General features: G+C 71.5%; 14 protein-coding genes. 4 read left to right on the forward strand and 10 right to left on the reverse strand.

Annotated elements, in window-relative coordinates; all coding sequences use genetic code 11:
* Positions 1-4: 4 nt before the first annotated feature.
* The gene (locus AB4112_RS06060) at positions 5-778 is read left to right on the forward strand and encodes a cyclase family protein (protein ID WP_441717752.1); all 774 of its coding nucleotides are present in this window, start codon (positions 5-7) and stop codon (positions 776-778) included.
* On the opposite strand, the gene sdhA is transcribed toward AB4112_RS06060, so the two are convergent.
* The 8 genes from sdhA to hutU all read right to left on the reverse strand — a co-directional run bounded on the left by sdhA (position 775) and on the right by hutU (position 10,339).
* A complete protein-coding gene (gene sdhA, locus AB4112_RS06065) occupies positions 775-2,571 on the reverse strand; it encodes a succinate dehydrogenase flavoprotein subunit (RefSeq protein ID WP_309792875.1) in 1,797 nt (598 codons plus the stop codon). The genes AB4112_RS06060 and sdhA overlap by 4 nt on opposite strands.
* Entirely contained in the window at positions 2,568-3,818 is a 1,251-nt protein-coding gene (locus AB4112_RS06070) for a YbfB/YjiJ family MFS transporter (RefSeq protein WP_441717754.1), read from the reverse strand. Before AB4112_RS06070 ends, sdhA begins: the two co-directional genes overlap by 4 nt.
* A 65-nt stretch (positions 3,819-3,883) precedes the next feature.
* Positions 3,884-4,795, reverse strand: coding sequence for a LysR family transcriptional regulator (locus tag AB4112_RS06075; protein ID WP_441717756.1), 912 nt, complete (start codon positions 4,793-4,795; stop codon positions 3,884-3,886).
* Positions 4,796-4,894: 99 nt separating this feature from the next.
* Positions 4,895-5,740 (reverse strand): aminoglycoside phosphotransferase family protein, encoded by an 846-nt coding sequence (locus AB4112_RS06080; protein WP_441717758.1) that lies wholly within the window; start codon positions 5,738-5,740, stop codon positions 4,895-4,897.
* Positions 5,737-6,525, reverse strand: a complete 789-nt coding sequence (gene hutG, locus AB4112_RS06085) for an N-formylglutamate deformylase (RefSeq protein ID WP_309792868.1) — start codon at positions 6,523-6,525, stop codon at positions 5,737-5,739. Before hutG ends, AB4112_RS06080 begins: the two co-directional genes overlap by 4 nt.
* A complete protein-coding gene (gene hutH / locus AB4112_RS06090) occupies positions 6,525-8,069 on the reverse strand; it encodes a histidine ammonia-lyase (RefSeq protein ID WP_441717760.1) in 1,545 nt (514 codons plus the stop codon). The genes hutG and hutH overlap by 1 nt, the downstream gene beginning before the upstream one ends.
* Before the next feature lies 1 nt (position 8,070).
* Positions 8,071-8,706, reverse strand: coding sequence for a pyridoxamine 5'-phosphate oxidase family protein (locus AB4112_RS06095; RefSeq protein WP_441717762.1), 636 nt, complete (start codon positions 8,704-8,706; stop codon positions 8,071-8,073).
* On the reverse strand, positions 8,699-10,339 hold the full coding sequence (gene hutU / locus AB4112_RS06100; protein ID WP_441718315.1) for a urocanate hydratase: 1,641 nt from the start codon (positions 10,337-10,339) through the stop codon (positions 8,699-8,701). Before hutU ends, AB4112_RS06095 begins: the two co-directional genes overlap by 8 nt.
* Positions 10,340-10,500: 161 nt before the next feature.
* Between hutU and hutC the strand changes: the two genes are divergently transcribed.
* Positions 10,501-11,241 (forward strand): histidine utilization repressor, encoded by a 741-nt coding sequence (gene hutC / locus AB4112_RS06105; RefSeq protein ID WP_309792862.1) that lies wholly within the window; start codon positions 10,501-10,503, stop codon positions 11,239-11,241.
* On the opposite strand, the gene AB4112_RS06110 is transcribed toward hutC, so the two are convergent.
* Positions 11,210-12,727 carry an aromatic amino acid lyase gene (locus AB4112_RS06110; RefSeq protein ID WP_441717765.1) on the reverse strand — a complete coding sequence of 506 codons (1,518 nt, stop codon included), beginning with the start codon at positions 12,725-12,727 and terminating at the stop codon, positions 11,210-11,212. The genes hutC and AB4112_RS06110 overlap by 32 nt on opposite strands.
* A gap of 245 nt (positions 12,728-12,972) precedes the next feature.
* On the opposite strand from AB4112_RS06110, the gene AB4112_RS06115 reads away from it, so the two are divergent.
* Both AB4112_RS06115 and AB4112_RS06120 read left to right on the forward strand, forming a co-directional pair.
* Entirely contained in the window at positions 12,973-13,446 is a 474-nt protein-coding gene (locus AB4112_RS06115) for a VOC family protein (protein WP_441717767.1), read from the forward strand.
* Between the two features lie 97 nt (positions 13,447-13,543).
* The gene (locus AB4112_RS06120; RefSeq protein WP_441717769.1) at positions 13,544-14,575 is read left to right on the forward strand and encodes an MBL fold metallo-hydrolase; all 1,032 of its coding nucleotides are present in this window, start codon (positions 13,544-13,546) and stop codon (positions 14,573-14,575) included.
* A 267-nt stretch (positions 14,576-14,842) separates the two neighbouring features.
* Here AB4112_RS06120 and AB4112_RS06125 read toward each other — a convergent pair whose 3' ends face one another.
* Entirely contained in the window at positions 14,843-15,679 is an 837-nt protein-coding gene (locus AB4112_RS06125) for a hypothetical protein (RefSeq protein WP_441717771.1), read from the reverse strand.
* Positions 15,680-15,815: the final 136 nt, after the last annotated feature.

Here is a 15,815-nt window from a genome sequence, read left to right on the forward strand (position 1 = left end):
GACCATGCCCAAGCTCATCGACATCTCGATCCCGCTGGAGAACGACGTTCCGGCCGACCCGCCGTTCCAGAAGGTCTCGATCAGCTATCGCGCCCATGAGGAGACGGCGCGCGAGATCGCCTTCGTGTTCCCGGGGCTGAAGCCGGAGCAACTGCCCGACGGCATGGGCTGGGCGGAGGAGAGGGTCGCGATCTCGACCCACAACGGCACCCATCTCGATGCGCCCTGGCACTACCACCCGACGATGGATGGCGGCAAACGCGCCATCACCATCGACGAGGTGCCGCTCGAATGGTGCTTCCAGCCCGGCATCAAGCTGGACTTCCGGCACTTGGCCGACGGCCATATCGTCACCCCGGCCGAGATCGACGCGGAGCTGGCGCGGATCGGCCACACCCTCAAGCCGCTCGAGATCGTGCTGGTCAACACCCGGGCCGGCGCCCGCTACGGCGAGGCCGACTATGTCGACAGCGGCTGCGGCATGGGCCGCGACGCCACGCTGCACATATTGAACCAGGGCATCCGCCTGGTCGGCACCGATGGCTGGAGCTGGGACGCGCCGTTCAGCCACACGGCCAGACGCTTCAAGGAGACCGGCGACGCCAGCCTGATCTGGGAAGGCCACAAGGCCGGCCGCGACATCGGTTACTGCCACCTGGAGAAGCTGCACAATCTCGAGGCGCTGCCGTCCAAGGGCTTCACCGTCAGCTGCTTCCCGGTGAAGATCCGCGCCGCCTCGGCCGGCTGGACCCGGGCGGTCGCGATCCTGCCGGATTAGTAAACTCGTTCCTTCGGCGGGATCGACGCGACCTCGTTGGACAGCGGCTGCATGTGCACCGGGCGATAGTCCAGGCGGACCTGCCCGTCCTCATCCAGCCAGGCCAGCGTGTGCTTCAGCCAGGCCGCGTCGTCCCGCTTCGGGAAGTCCTCCCGGGCATGGGCGCCGCGGCTTTCGGTGCGGCCGATGGCGGAGTGCAGGCTGACTGTCGCCTGCTGCAGCATGTTGTCCAGCTCCAGCGCCTCGGCCAGGTCGGTGTTGAACACCATCGACCGGTCGGCCAGGCCGAGGTCGGACCGCATCGGGCCGGTGACCTCGTTCAGCTTGCCCAGGCCCTCTTCCATCAAGGGGCCGTCGCGGAACACGGCGCAGTGCCGCTGCATGATGCGTTGCATCGCCAGCCGGATGTCGCCGGCGCTGCTGCCGCCCTTGGCCCAGCGCACCCGGTCCAGCCGGGCGATCGCCTTGTCGGTCGCCGCCGCTGGCAGGGGCGCGTGGCTCTCGCCCGGCCGCAGCGTGTCGACCGCCCGGTGCGCTGCCGCCCGGCCGAACACGATGATGTCGAGCAGCGAGTTCGACCCCAGCCGGTTGGCGCCGTGCACCGAGACGCAGGCCGCTTCGCCGATCGCCATCAGCCCGCGGACCACGGCCTCGGGGTCGCCGTCGCGGATCGTGGTGGCTTCGCCATGCCGGTTGGTCGGCACCCCGCCCATGTTGTAGTGCACGGTCGGCAGCACCGGGATCGGCTCGCGCGTCACATCGACCCCGGCGAAGATCTTCGCGGTCTCGCTGATGCCGGGCAGCCGCTGGTGCAGCACCTCGGCCCCGAGATGCTCGAGATGCAGCAGGATGTGGTCCTTCTGCGGGCCGCAGCCGCGCCCCTCGTTGATCTCGATCGTCATCGAGCGGCAGACCACGTCGCGCCCGGCCAGGTCGCGCGCGGTCGGGGCATAGCGCTCCATGAAGCGCTCGCCTTCGCTGTTGGTGAGATAGCCGCCCTCGCCGCGCGACCCCTCGGTGATCAGGCAGCCGGAGCCGTAGATGCCGGTCGGGTGGAACTGGGTGAACTCCATGTCCTCCAGCGGCAGGCCGGCGCGCAGGGCCATGGCGTTGCCGTCGCCGGTGCAGCTGTGCGCCGCGGTGCAGGAGAAGTAGACCCGGCCGTAGCCGCCGGTCGCCAGCACCGTGCGGTGGGCGCGGAAGCGGTGCAGCGTGCCGTCCTCGACATTCCAGGCCAAGAGGCCGCGGCAGGCGCCGTCCTCGTCCATCAAGAGGTCGAGCGCGACGTATTCGACGAAGAACTCGGTGCGGTGGGCCAGGCACTGCTGGTACAGCGTGTGCAGGATGGCGTGGCCGGTGCGGTCGGCCGCGGCGCAGGTCCGCCGCGCCATCTGCTTGCCGTAGTCCAGCGTCTGGCCGCCGAAGGGGCGCTGGTAGATCCGGCCGTCCTCGGTGCGTGAGAACGGGACGCCGAACTGCTCCAGCTCCAGCACCGCCGGCGCCGCCTCGCGGCACATGTATTCGATGGCGTCCTGGTCACCGAGCCAGTCGGAGCCCTTGACCGTGTCGTACATATGGAAGCGCCAGTTATCGCCGTCGCCCATGTTGCCCAGCGATGCCGCCATGCCGCCCTGCGCCGCCACGGTGTGGCTGCGGGTGGGGAACACCTTGGTGACGCAGGCGGTCTTCAGCCCCGACGCCGCCATGCCGAGCGCGGCGCGCATCCCGGCGCCGCCGGCGCCGACGATGACCACGTCGTGGCTGTGGTCGATGATGGTGTAGGCCTGGGTCATGACGATGCTCCCGAAGGCTTGGCCCTGGTCGCCAGCGCCAGGATCAGGTCGATCGCCAGGGCCAGGGTGACGGCGGTGCCGCCGACCACGAACAGCAGCCGGTAGTCCCCGCCGGTGTGGTTGAACAGATAGGACAGGCCGTAGGCGGCCATGGCCTGGAACAGGGCGAAGCTGGTGGTGGCCCGGCCCCAGGCCGCCCGCTGCGCCTCGGCGCCATGCGGGATCAGCTCATGGATGCGGCCCAGCACCAGCGGCACGATGCCGGGGGTGAAGCCGCCGATGATGACGCAGGACACGATCAGCACCGCCGGTTCGCTGCTGAAGGCCGGCAGCGACGCGGCGACCGCCTCGATCAGGAACGAGACCCGCAGCGCCGGGCCGAAGCCGGCGCGGTCCGCCATGTGCCCGGCCAGCAGCGGCCCGACGATGGCGCCCAGCCCGTACAGCACCCAGTAGGCGGAGCCGACGGCGACGCCCTGGCCCAGGCCGCGCGCCACGAAGTCGACGACGAAGACCATATGCGGCACCAGGGCGACGGCGTTCAGGCCGTATTCCAGCATCAGCGCCGGGATGGCGATGGAATGCCGGGCGCGGCCGGGGCCATGCGACGGGGCAGGAGCCGCCGCGGCCGCGTCGGTCTTCGGCCAGGCCGCCCAGCTGACCAGGGTCAGCACGCCGGACAGCGCCGCCAGCCCGTACCAGCTTTCGCGCAGGCCCTGCTGCAGCAGCAGCGGCACCAGCGTGCCCGAGGCGGCGATGCCCAGGCCGACCCCGGCGAAGATCATGCCGCCGACGATGCCGCGCTTGCCCGGGGCGGTGTGCGGCAGCACGGTCGAGGCGGCGAGCACCATGATCACGCCGCCGCTCAACCCCGCCAGGAAGCGCCAGGCGAAGAACCACAGGAAGGCGACCGGGACGGAGCAGGCGAGGCAGGACAGCGTCGCCAGCACCATGGTGCCGCGCAGCGCCGGCACCGCCCCGGTCCGGGCCGCGATCGGCCGCGCCAGCAGGGCGCCGGCGAGGTAGCCGGCCAGGTTGGCCGCGCCGAGATAGACGACGTCGGACGGGCTGAACCACTCCGCGGCGATCAGCGCCGGGATCAGCGGCGTGTAAGCGAAGCGCGCCAGCCCCAGCCCGACCAGCGAGGCGCACAGCCCTGCCGTGGCGAAGCGCCAGACGGAACCGGCCGGCTGCGGATGATGGCGGCCCCGGCCATGGGGGCGGCGGCTGTCGATCGCGGTGTGCATGCCCCTAAGCTAGGCGCGCTGCCTCACCGGCGGTAGCGATCAGTTTAGATGAAAAGCCATCACGATCAGCGATGGCTTCGGGCCAGCGCCAGCGGCTCCCCCAGCCGGACGGCCGGGGATGGCCGGGCGATCTGCAGGAAGGCGGACAGGGCGCTGGACGGATGGGCATCGGCACGACGGACGAAGACCGTGTCGACCCGCTCGGTCCAGGCCGGTGGCGAGAAGGCGCGGATGCGGCGGTCGCGCAGCGCCTGGGTGACCACGCCCCTGGGCAGCAGCGAGATGCCCATGCCGGCGGCGACGCAGCCGATGATGCCGTCCAGCGTGCCGATCTCGATCACCCGGACCTTGACGATGCCCTGCGCCGCCAGGATGCTTTCAAGCCGCTGGCGGTAGGAGCAGTCGGACCGGAAGGCGACGATCCTGAGGTCGGGCATGGCGCCGAGGTCGTCGAGGCTTTCGATCCCCGGTGCCGCGACGATCGCCATCTCCTCGGCGAACACCGTCTCCGCCGTCAGCTCCGGGTGGTCGACCGGGCCGGCGACGAAGGCGCCGTCCAGCTCGCGCGCGATCACCGCCCGGGTCAGCCAGGGCGTGGTGCCGGTGGTCAGCGACAGGTCGACCTGGGGATAGGCCTGGGTATAGGCGGCCAGCACCTCCGGCAGGCGCAGCCCGGCGGTGGTCTCCATGCTGCCGATCGACAGCGGCCCGCGCGGCGTGCCGTCATCCTGCGCCGCCCGTTTGGCCTGGCGGATCAGATCGGCGATCTGCACCGCGAAGGGGCGCAGGCGCCGGCCGGCCGCGGTCAGGGTGACGCCGCGGCTGTGGCGGTCGAACAGGGCGACGCCCAGCTCCTCCTCCAGCTGCCGCAGCCGTGCCGTGACATTCGACTGGACGGTGTGCAGTTCCGTGGCGGCGCGGCCGATGCCGCCGGTGCGGGCGACGGCCTCGAAGATCCTCAGATCCTTGTCGTTCACGATGCGCCTCCGGCCAACCCCGACAGCATGCATATCGGGTGCCACCCCGTGGCAAGCAAAGACTGGCTGTGCGGCCCTCGCCACCTCCGCCACGCTGGATCAGCCCGGCAGCAGGCTCCGCATCGCCGCGGCGGTCTCGATCGCCGCCGCGACATCCTCGTCGTCGTCGCCGTCCTCGACATGCCACAGCGCCGACAACACCGCCTGGGCGAAGGCCCAGCGCAGGATGCGGTCCTCGGGCAGGCCGAGCGTCGCGGCGAAGATCCGCGCCCGGCCTGCGATGGTGCGCGGGTCGTTGTACAGGTCACGGGCCTTGCCCGGGTTGCGCAGGCTGGTGCCGGTCTCATAGGCCAGCTCGCCGATCACGCCCTTGGGGTCGATGATCAGCCAGCCGCGGTCGCCGCCGTCCAGCACGTTCTCGTGGTGCAGGTCGCCATGCAGCAGGAAGCGCCGGCCCTGGGTGGCGCAGAGGTCCATGAACTCCGCCTCGGCCCGGTCCAGCAAGTCGGTTGGCACTTCGGTGTTCGGCTCACCGGCGCGATAGCGGGCGAAGGCCTGGCCCCAATCCTCCACCGTCGGCCACGGGCCGGGCGGCGGGTCGTCCTGGTGCAGGTCTGCGATCACCCGGCACAGGATGCGCACGGCCTCGTCGTCCCGGCCGGCCAGCACGGTCCCGGTCAGCTCCGTCCCCGGCAAGGCCCGTTCCAGCAGCACGGCGTTGTGCTCATGGCCCAGCACCCGCACGGCGCTGCGGCCGCGATAATGCGCCAGCATCACCGGGCCCAGCGCCTCGTCGCTGCCGGGCTTCAGCACCTTCAGCACGGCGCGATACAGGCCGCGGCGGACGAAGGCGACATGGGCGCCGTTGCGCTCCACCGCCTCGCCATCGGCCTCCAGATCCCACCGGTCGAGCCACAGCTCGACCGGTGTCATCGCGCTGGTCATGGTTTCCAGGCCAGCATCGCCTCCAGTACCCGGCGCAGCACCGCCTGCAGCGGCTTGGCGCGCTCCGCCTGATAGGTGAAGGGCGGGTCCTCATCCATGTAGTGGCGCTCGGCCAGCTCCATCTGCAGCGCGTGGACGCCCTGCTGCGGCTGGCCGTAATGGCGGGTGATGATGCCGCCCTTGAACCGGCCGTCCACCACATGGGTGAAGCCCTCGGCCGTGCGGCAGATCTCGGCGATGCGGTCCTTCAGCGCCGGGGCCGCCGAGGCGCCGGCGTTGCTGCCGAGGTTGAGGTCGGGCAGCAGCCCGTCGAACAGCCGCGGCACCCGCGACCGGATCGAATGCGCGTCATACAGCAGGGCGTAGCCATGCTGCGCCTTGATCCGCTCCAGCTCCGCCGCCAGGGCGGCGTGATACGGCTTCCACACCGTCTCGATCCGCTGGGCGATGTCGGCCGCATCCGGCTCCGCGCCGGGCTGGTAGAGCGGCCTTCCGTCGAAATTGATGGTCGAGCACAGGCCGGTGGTGGCCTGGCCGGGATACAGGCTCTGGTCGTCCGTCGGGCGGTTCAGGTCGACGACATAGCGCGATTGCACCGCCTGGATGATGCTGACGCCCAGCCCTTCGGCGAAGCCGTACAGCCGGTCGAGATGCCAGTCGGTGTCGCGCAGCAGCTGGCCTTCCGGCGTGAACCTCGCCCGGATCGCATCCGGGACCCCGGTGCCGACATGGGGAATGCTCAACAGCAGGGGCGCGGTGCCCTGGTGCAGGCGGAACGCATCCATCACGCGGCCCTCTTCGCGGTGCTCGGCAGCAGCCCGGCGGCGTCGGCCAGGAAGGTGCCGGCCTGGACCAGCCGCTTCGCCGCCTCGATGTCGGGGGCGAAGAAGCGGTCCTCGTCCCATTTCCGCACCTTGGCCCGGATGACGGCGACCGCCGCCTCGATCCGCTCGGCGCTGCGCAGCGGGCGGTGGAAGTCGATGCCCTGCGCCGCGGCCAGCAGCTCGACGCCGACGATCACGGCGGTGTTCTCGGCCATGTCGCCCAGGCGCCGGGCGGCGTGGGTCGCCATCGACACATGGTCTTCCTGGTTGGCCGAGGTCGGCAGGCTGTCGACCGAGCTCGGATGCGCCAGGCTCTTGTTCTCGCTCGCCAGCGCCGCGGCGGTGACATGGGCGATCATGAAGCCGGAATTGACGCCGGGGTCGGACACCAGGAAGGGCGGCAGGCCGGACAGGTTGCTGTCGGTCAGCAGCGCGATCCGGCGCTCCGACATGGCGCCGATCTCGGCGATCGCCAGGGCCAGGTTGTCGGCGGCGAAGGCCACCGGCTCGGCGTGGAAGTTGCCGCCGGAGATGACGTCGCCGGTCTCCGGGAACACCAGCGGGTTGTCGGACACGGCGTTGGCCTCGATCTCCAGCACCTTGGCGGCGTGGCGGATCTGGTCGAGGCAGGCGCCCATCACCTGGGGCTGGCAGCGCAGGGAGTAGGGATCCTGCACCCGGTCGTCATTCTCGACATGCGAGGCGCGGATGGCACTGTGGTCGAGCAGGCCGCGCAGCGTCGCCGCCACCTCGATCTGGCCCGGCTGGCCGCGCCATTCGTGGATGCGGGCATCGAACGGCGCGTCGGAGGCGCGGGCGGCGTCGACCGACATGGCGCCGGCGACCAGGCCGGCGGCGAACACCTCTTCCGCCGCGAACAGGCCGAACAGGGCCAGCGCGGTCGAGACCTGGGTGCCGTTCAGCAGGGCCAGGCCCTCCTTCGGCGCCAGCGTCAGCGGCTTCAGGCCGATCTGGCGCAGCGCGTCGGCCGCCGGCCAGCGCTTGCCCTTGAGCCGGACCTCGCCTTCGCCCAGCAGCGCGGCGGACATGTGGGCGAGGGGGGCGAGGTCGCCGGAGGCGCCGACCGAGCCCTTGGCCGGGATGCAGGGATAGGCGCCGGCGTTGAGCAGCGCCTGCAGCGCCTCGATCACCGCCCAGCGCACGCCGGACCGGCCGCGGGCGAGTCCGTTGAGCTTGAGCGCCAGGATCAGCCGGACCACGGCATCGTCCAGCAGCGGGCCGGTGCCGACCGCGTGGGACAGCACCAGGTTGGTCTGCAGCTGCTCCAGCCGGTCGGTCGGGATCCGGGTCTGGGCCAGCTTGCCGAAGCCGGTGTTGATGCCGTAGGCGGTGCGGTTCTCGGCGACGATCGCGGCGACCGTGGCGGCGCCGGCCTCGACCCCGTCCCGGCAGGCGGGATCGAGCCGGACGGCGCCGTCGCCGCGGGCGATGGCGCGAAGCTGGGCCAGCGTCAGCCTGCCGGCGGTGAAGATGATATCGGCCATGTCAGTACAGCCTGTCCCGGTAGGAGGTTTCGAGCCCGGTCTGGACCTCGTCCGAATCCAGTCCCTTGATCTGGTCGGCGAGAATCCTGCCCAGGGTCGGGAAGCTGCGGCGTTCGATCTGGGCTGCCGGATCCCACAGCCGGGACCGGATCAGCGCCTTGCCGCAATGAAAATACAGTTCGTCCACCGTGACCTTGAGGGCGGAGGTCGGGACCTTGCCGTCCACCGCCATCGGCTCCAGCAGCGCCGGATCGCTGGTGATCACGGCGCCGCCGTTGACCCGCAGCGTCTCGTTGACGCCCGGCACGAAGAACACCAGCCCGACCTTCGGATTCTCCAGCACGTTGGAGAGGCTGTCGCACAGGTTGTTGCCGCGCCGGTCGGGGATCAGCAGGGTCTTGCGGTCGACCACCGCGACGAAGCCGGGCGCATCGCCGCGGGGCGAGGCGTCGGCGCTGCCGTCCGCCCCGGCCGTGGCGATGACCAGGAAGGGCGACAGGCCGATGAAGGCGCAGGCGTGCGGGTCGATCCGGTCCAGGATCTTGTTCCGGACCAGATCGCTCGGCTCGGGGTATCGGCCGCGGAGGTCGGTCTCGTCCTGGAGGGTCAGGGCGCCGTGAGCGGCTCCGTCATGCATTGGTGTCCTCCAGCATCGGCAGCTTCATGCCCTGTTCCCGGGCACAGTCGCGGGCGATGTCGTAGCCCGCATCGGCATGCCGCATGACGCCGGTTCCCGGATCGTTGGTCAACACCCGCTCCAGCCGGCGGGCCGCATCGGCGGTGCCGTCGGCGACGATCACCATGCCGGCGTGCTGGCTGTAGCCCATGCCGACGCCGCCGCCATGGTGCAGGCTGACCCAGGTGGCACCCGACGCCGTGTTCAGCAGGGCGTTCAAGAGCGGCCAGTCGGACACGGCGTCGGACCCGTCCTGCATCGCCTCGGTCTCGCGGTTCGGGCTGGCGACCGAGCCGCTGTCCAGGTGGTCGCGGCCGATCACGATCGGTGCCTTCAGCTCGCCCTTGGCCACCATCTCGTTGAAGGCGAGGCCCAGCCGGTGCCGCTGGCCCAGGCCGACCCAGCAGATGCGCGCCGGCAGGCCCTGGAAGGCGATGCGCTCGCGCGCCATGTCCAGCCAGTTGTGCAGGTGGGCGTCGTCGGGGATCAGCTCCTTCACCTTCTGGTCGGTCTTGTAGATGTCCTCCGGGTCGCCGGACAGGGCGGCCCAGCGGAACGGGCCGATGCCGCGGCAGAACAGCGGTCGGATATAGGCCGGGACGAAGCCGGGGAAGTCGAAGGCGTTGTCGACGCCGACATCCTGGGCCATCTGGCGGATGTTGTTGCCGTAGTCCAGCGTCGGGATGCCCATGGCGTGGAGCTCCAGCATCGCCCGGACATGCGCCGCCATGCTCTCCTTGGCCGCGCGCACCACGCCTTCGGCATCGGTCAGGCGGCGGGATTCCGCCTCGGCCCAGGTCCAGCCCGCCGGCAGGTAGCCGTTCAGCGGGTCATGCGCCGAGGTCTGGTCGGTCACCACGTCCGGGCGCCAGGCCGGGTCGTTTTTCGCGCGGCGCGCGATCTCCGGAAAGATCTCGGCGGCGTTGCCCAGAAGGCCGACCGACACGGCGCGGCCCTGGGCCTTCGCCTCGTTCACGATCGCCATCGCCTCGTCCAGCGTCTCGGCCTTGCGGTCGACATAGCGGGTGGCCAGGCGGCGCTCGATCCGGCTGGCCTGGCATTCGACCGCGATCATCGACGCGCCGGCCATGGTCGCGGCCAGCGGCTGCGCCCCGCCCATGCCGCCCAGCCCGCCGGTCAGCACCCAGCGGCCCTTCAGGTTGCCGTCGAAATGCTGGCGGCCGACCTCGGCGAAGGTCTCGTAGGTGCCCTGGACGATGCCCTGGCTGCCGATATAGATCCAGGAGCCGGCCGTCATCTGGCCGTACATCATCAGGCCCTTGGCGTCGAGTTCGCGGAAATGCTCCCAGGTCGCCCAGTGCGGCACCAGGTTGGAATTGGCGATCAGCACCCGCGGCGCGTCGGTGTGGGTGCGGAAGATGCCGACCGGCTTGCCGGACTGGACCAGCAGGGTCTCGTCCGGGGCGAGGTCCTTCAGGCTGCGGACGATGGTGTCGTAGGACGCCCAGTTGCGGGCCGCCTTGCCGATGCCGCCATAGACCACCAGCTCGTCCGGGTTCTCGGCCACGTCGGGGTCGAGATTGTTCATCAGCATGCGCAGGGCGGCCTCGGCCTGCCAGGTGCGGCAGCTCATCTCCGTCCCGTGCGGCGCCCGGATGACGCGGCGGTTGGCGGTGGTGGTCACGGCAAGGCCTCCCTGTTGAATTGGCAATGGCGCTCGATTGGTATAGGGTTGTATATACAAGCTGTGCGAGGACGACAAGAGCCTCGGAAGACCATGATGGACGCCCCGCGATGACCGTGCTGCTCGACGAGCCGCTGCCGCTGTACCGCAAGGTCAAGGCGATGATCCTGCGTGCGATCGAGGCCGGGGAATGGCTGGAGAACGGGCGCCTGCCGTCGGAGAACGAGCTGGTGAAGTCGCTCGGCATCAGCCGGATGACGATCCACCGGGCGCTGCGCGAGCTGACCGAGGCCGGGGTGCTGGTGCGGGTGCAGGGCGTCGGCACCTTCGTCGCCGGGGCCAAGCCCGAGGCGCCGCTGATGGAGATCCGCAGCATCGCCGACGATGTCCGCGCCCGCGGCCACGCCCACAGCGCCGCGGTGATGCTGCTGCGGCCGGAATCGGCGACGGCGGAGACGGCGGCGCGGCTGGAGGTGCCCGAGGGCACCGCCATCGCCCATTCGATCCTGATCCATCACGAGGACCACGTGCCGATCCTGCTGGAAGACCGGCTGGTGCGGCTCGACTCGGCGCCGCACTACCTGGCGCAGGACTTTACCCGGATCACGCCGCATGACTATCTGATGCAGGCGGCGCCGATGCCGGATGGCGAGCATGTGGTCGAGGCGGTGCTGGCCGAGCCGTGGGAGCGCGAGCACCTGAAGATCGGCCGGCACGAGCCCTGCCTGCTGATCCATCGCCGCACCTGGTCGTCCGGCCGCCTGGTCAGCGTCGCCCGGCTGCTGTTTCCCGGCTCGCGCTACCGCATCGGCGGGCGCTTCACCAGCCGGCCGGCATCTCCCAGCCCCTGAGCCAGCCTTCGATCGGGGCGAGGTCGAACGGGGCCTCGCCCTCGCGGCCGATCGGCAGCAGCGGGCGCAGCGCGCGCCAGGGATCGCGCAGGCCCCGGCCGAGCCCGTCGACCGGCAGGTCGCGGCGGGCGATCGCCCACACCGCCACCGCCGCCTCGACCGCCACGGCCGACCAGGCGGCGTCGAGCTGGCGCTCGGCCTCCTCGACCGCGAAGGGCGCCATGCCGCCGACATCCTCGACCCCGTCGCAGACCTGGCCGCGATAGTGTAGCGCCACCGGCTGGGCGGCGATGCGGACGGCGGCGCCCTTGGCCGCGGCGATGTGGCCGAGATTGAGGAACTGCACCCCGCCGCTGGCCCCGCCTTCGGCCGCGAGCCCGGCGGGCAGGCCGCTGAAGGACGGCCATTGCAGCTTGTGCACCCGCTCGCCCGAGGCCTCGACGGCCTTGGCGACGGCCAGGCGCAGCGCGTCGAGCGACAGCGCCAGCAGCGTCGTCTCCATGCTGCCATGCGAGACCACGGCGCCGGTGGCACGATCGACCAGCGGGTTGTCGGCGACCGCGTTCAGCTCGCGCTCCCACACGCTCCAGGCCCAGGCCAGGGTGGCGCGGGCGGCACCGTTGATCTGCGGCGCGCAGCGCAGGCTCAAGGGGTCCTGCAGCAGGCGCGGGGCGCCGGGCTGCCACAGCACGCTGTCCTGCAGCAGCCGGCGCAGGGCGCGGCCGGAGGCGGCGTGGCCGGGCTGGGGATGGGCGTCCTCGACCACCGCCGACCAGGCGCCGGGATTGCCGCGGAAGCCCTCCAGCGACAGCGCCGCGGCGAGGTCGAGCGCGTCGAGCAGCCGCTGCGCCTCGGCCAGCGCCAGCGCCCCGGCGGCGAGGGTCAGGGCGTTGCTGTTGAGCAGCGACATCGCCTCCTTCGCCGCCAGCCCGTCCAGCGGCGGCGGCATGATGTGGCCGTCAAGCCCGGGCCCGTCGGAGCCGCGGCCGACCAGCGGCAGCGCCAGCTGCGACAGCGCGACGATGTCCGAGGCGCCGACCGAGCTGCCGTAGCGCACGTCGGGCGCCGCCCCGGCATTGGCGCGGCCGAGCTGGGCCTCGCACAGCGCCGGGCGCACGCCGGACCAGCCCCGGGCATAGCCGTTCAGCAGCACCGCCAGCGCGGCGCGGGCGGTGTGGGCCGGCACCTTGCCGCCGGGGGCGCGGGTGGCGTGGCCGGTCAGCACCCGGACATTGAAGTCGGCCTCGCGCCGCGGGTCGATGGCGAAGTCCTTCTGCGACCCGAAGCCGGTGGTGATGCCATAGGCCGGCACCCCGGCCTCGACGATGCGGTCGACCACGGCGCGCGCCTCGCCGATCCGAATCCAGGCGGCGTCGGACAGGGCTAGCCGGGTGGCGCCGGCGGCGAAGCGGGCCAGCGCCGCGATGCCGAGGCTGTCGCCGTCGAGGGTCAGGAAGGCCGTGTCGGCCGCGGGCATATGGGTCATGGCAGGGAGGGCTCGGTGTGATCCTGCGCGGATCAATAGGGCGGGGCGGGCCGTTATGCCGACAGCCGAACGTCGTCGGCTGTCTCGCCGGCGACAGGGCCCTGTCGCCGCCGTGCAAAAAAGATCGCGGCGGGATGTCGGAACGGGCGCCGCCCGTTCGTTCTTGGGGGGAAGGCCCTCGCCCGGGACGACAGGGAATGGGGATGGAGGGCCGGAAACCGGCTTCAAAGCGAAAGGACTGCATCATGGCCAAGAACACGATCTGCGTCTGGTACGACAAGGAGGCCGAGGCTGCGGCCCGCTTCTACGCGGAGACCTTTCCCGACAGCGCGGTCGGTCGCGTCCACCGCTCCCCCAGCGACTACCCCTCCGGCAAGAAGGGCGACGTGCTGCTGGTGGAGTTCACGGTGGCCGGCGTCGCCTGCGTCGGCCTCAACGGCGGCCCCACGCCCAAGCACAGCGAGGCCTTCTCGTTCCAGATCTCCACCGAGACCCAGGAAGAGACGGACCGGTACTGGAACGCCATCGTCGGCAATGGCGGCACGGAGAATGTGTGCGGCTGGTGCCGGGACAAATGGGGCATCTTCTGGCAGATCACGCCGCGCGTGCTGATGGAGGCGATGGCGGCCGGCGGCGATGAAGCCCGGCGCGCCTTCGAGGCGATGATGCAGATGGGCAAGATCGACGTCGCCGCGATCGAGGCCGCGCGCCGCGGCTGACGGTCCCACCCCGGGGGGCGCCAGGCCGGCCCGGTTCGCGGCCGCCCCCCGCAACATTCGCTTGGCGGCGCCGGGCCGGGCGGCGATGCTGCCGGCCATGGAACCCACCCCTCTCACCTATCCCCACCCGACCGCGCCGGAGCCCGGCGTGCCGGTCGAGGTCGCCCCCGGCCTGCTGTGGCTGCGCTTCCCGCTGCCGATGGCGCTGAACCACGTCAACCTCTGGCTGCTCGCCGACGATGATGGTGGCTGGACCCTGGTCGACGCCGGCATCGGCAACGCCGTGTCGCGCGAGATCTGGGACGGGCTGATCGCCGGCCCGCTGGCGGACAAGCCGATCACCCGGGTGCTGGTCACCCACATGCACCCCGACCACATCGGCCTGGCCGGCTGGCTGTGCGAGCGCTTCGCCGCCCCGCTGGTGATGACCCTGGCGGAATACGCCACGGCCCGCGCCACCTGGTCGGACGACCGGCCGGAGGTGTCGGCCGCCCACGCCGCCTTCTACCGCGCCGCCGGCCTGCCGCAGGAGGCGGTGGAGATGGTGGAGGCGCGCGGCAACGTCTACCGCCGCGGCGTGTCGCCGATCCCGGTCGCCGCCCACCGCATCCGCGACGGCGGGACCTTGCGCGTCGGCGGCGACCCCTGGCGGGTGATGGTGGGCGAGGGCCATTCCGCCGAGATGGCCTGCCTGTACAGCGCCCGGCGCGGGATCCTGATCTCGGCCGACCAGGTGCTGCCGAAGATCAGCCCCAATGTCTCGGTGTGGCCGTCCGAGCCCGAGGCCGACCCTCTCGCCGATTTCCTGCGCAGCCTGGTGGGCTTGCGGCAGCTGCCGGCGGAGACGCTGGTGCTGCCGTCGCACGGCATCCCGTTCTTCGGGCTGCATCAGCGGATCGACTGGCTGGCGGCGCATCATGCCGAGCGGCTGGCCCTGACGCGGGAGCTGTGCCGCAAGCCGTCGACGGTGGCGGAGCTGATGGCGGCGATGTTCCACCGCGCGCTGGACCGGCAGCAGATGATGTTCGCGGTGGGCGAGGCCTCGGCCCATCTCAACCGCCTGGTCGCGTCCGGCGAGATCGTCCGCGAGACCGGCGCGGACGGCGTGTGGCGCTTCATCGGGCGGTGAGGGCAGGGAGGTCGGGAGGGGAAGAGGGCTTCGCCCTCTCCCCGGGGTGAGGGCGCGGGACCAGATTGTCTGAGTCCCCCCTCCCCCCGCGGGAGGGGGTAGGGGGAGGGGGGTCTCTCGGCCCGAGCCGGCCCTCTCAGGAACCGGATGCCGCAAGCCCATCGGCGCGCGGACGCGCGCAGACCCCTCCCCCTACCCCCTCCCGCAAGGGGGGGGAGTAAGGAAAGCTGCGGTCGAGCGGGCGGGTGGGCAGGCCATGCCGCCCCCTCAACTGCTGTCCGACTGCGGCGGCTTCCGGACCGGCGGCGCAGGCCCGCCCGGCAGCTCCCAGGGCGGGCGGTCGAGCCGTTCCTGGGTCTCGATGTCGTGCCAGCCGGTGACGACGCCCGGCGCCTTCGCGGACGGCTTGAGGTACCAGTAGCGGCCGGCAGCCTCGCCCTCCTGGGGCCAGAAGCACGGGCCGGCCGGGTCGGGCGGATCCTCCGCGCCGCGATCCTCCGCGCCGCGATCCTCCTGCTTCAGCCGCCGGTAGGACTCCCAGTCGGCGCCGGAATATCCCGGATCCAGCCAGGCCGGGTCGGGGTGGATGCCCATGTCTCGGCACAGGTGGAAGACGATCTCCTCCAGCGGATGCTCGGCCAAAGCGAGGCCGGCATCGATCTCCGGGTCCTCGACCAGCCGTTCCCACAGCTTGGCCACCCCGGCCTTGGCCTGCTCGGTGTCCGGCCCGCGGTCGTCGGCGAGCGAGCAGACGACGGCGCGGGCCACCTGGCGGCGGCGCCCGGCCTTGTCCTCGGCCCGGGCGCGGCTGCCAGCGGCGGCCTTGTCGGCCTCCTCGCGGCGCTGGCGGGCGAGCTGGGCCTGCAGCGCCACGGCACGGCGCACGCCGCGGGCGGCGCGGTCGAAGGCCAGCCCGAACTCCTTGGCCTTGGCGGCGTCATCGGCCCTGGCGGCGGACAGCAGGGCCTGGTGCATGATCTCCGCCTGCTCCATCGCCATCTCGGCCAGCCGGTCGAGTTTTTGGGCACCCCGCTCCGCCCGATCCCGGTCGGGATCGGCTGGGGCGACCTCAGCGCCTGCGGTGACGGAGTGCGGCTCGTTCATGGAACATATCATGAACAAGATCGAGGATTAAGGATAGTGCACAAAGTGTGACCCTTAACTTCCCCCGTCATCCCCGCGGAAGCGGGGATCTCGACACCGCCTGAACGGAAAGAGATTCCCGCTTTCGCGGGAATGA

This window comes from Inquilinus sp. 2KB_23 (assembly GCF_052115705.1).
GTDB lineage: Bacteria > Pseudomonadota > Alphaproteobacteria > DSM-16000 > Inquilinaceae > Inquilinus > Inquilinus ginsengisoli_A.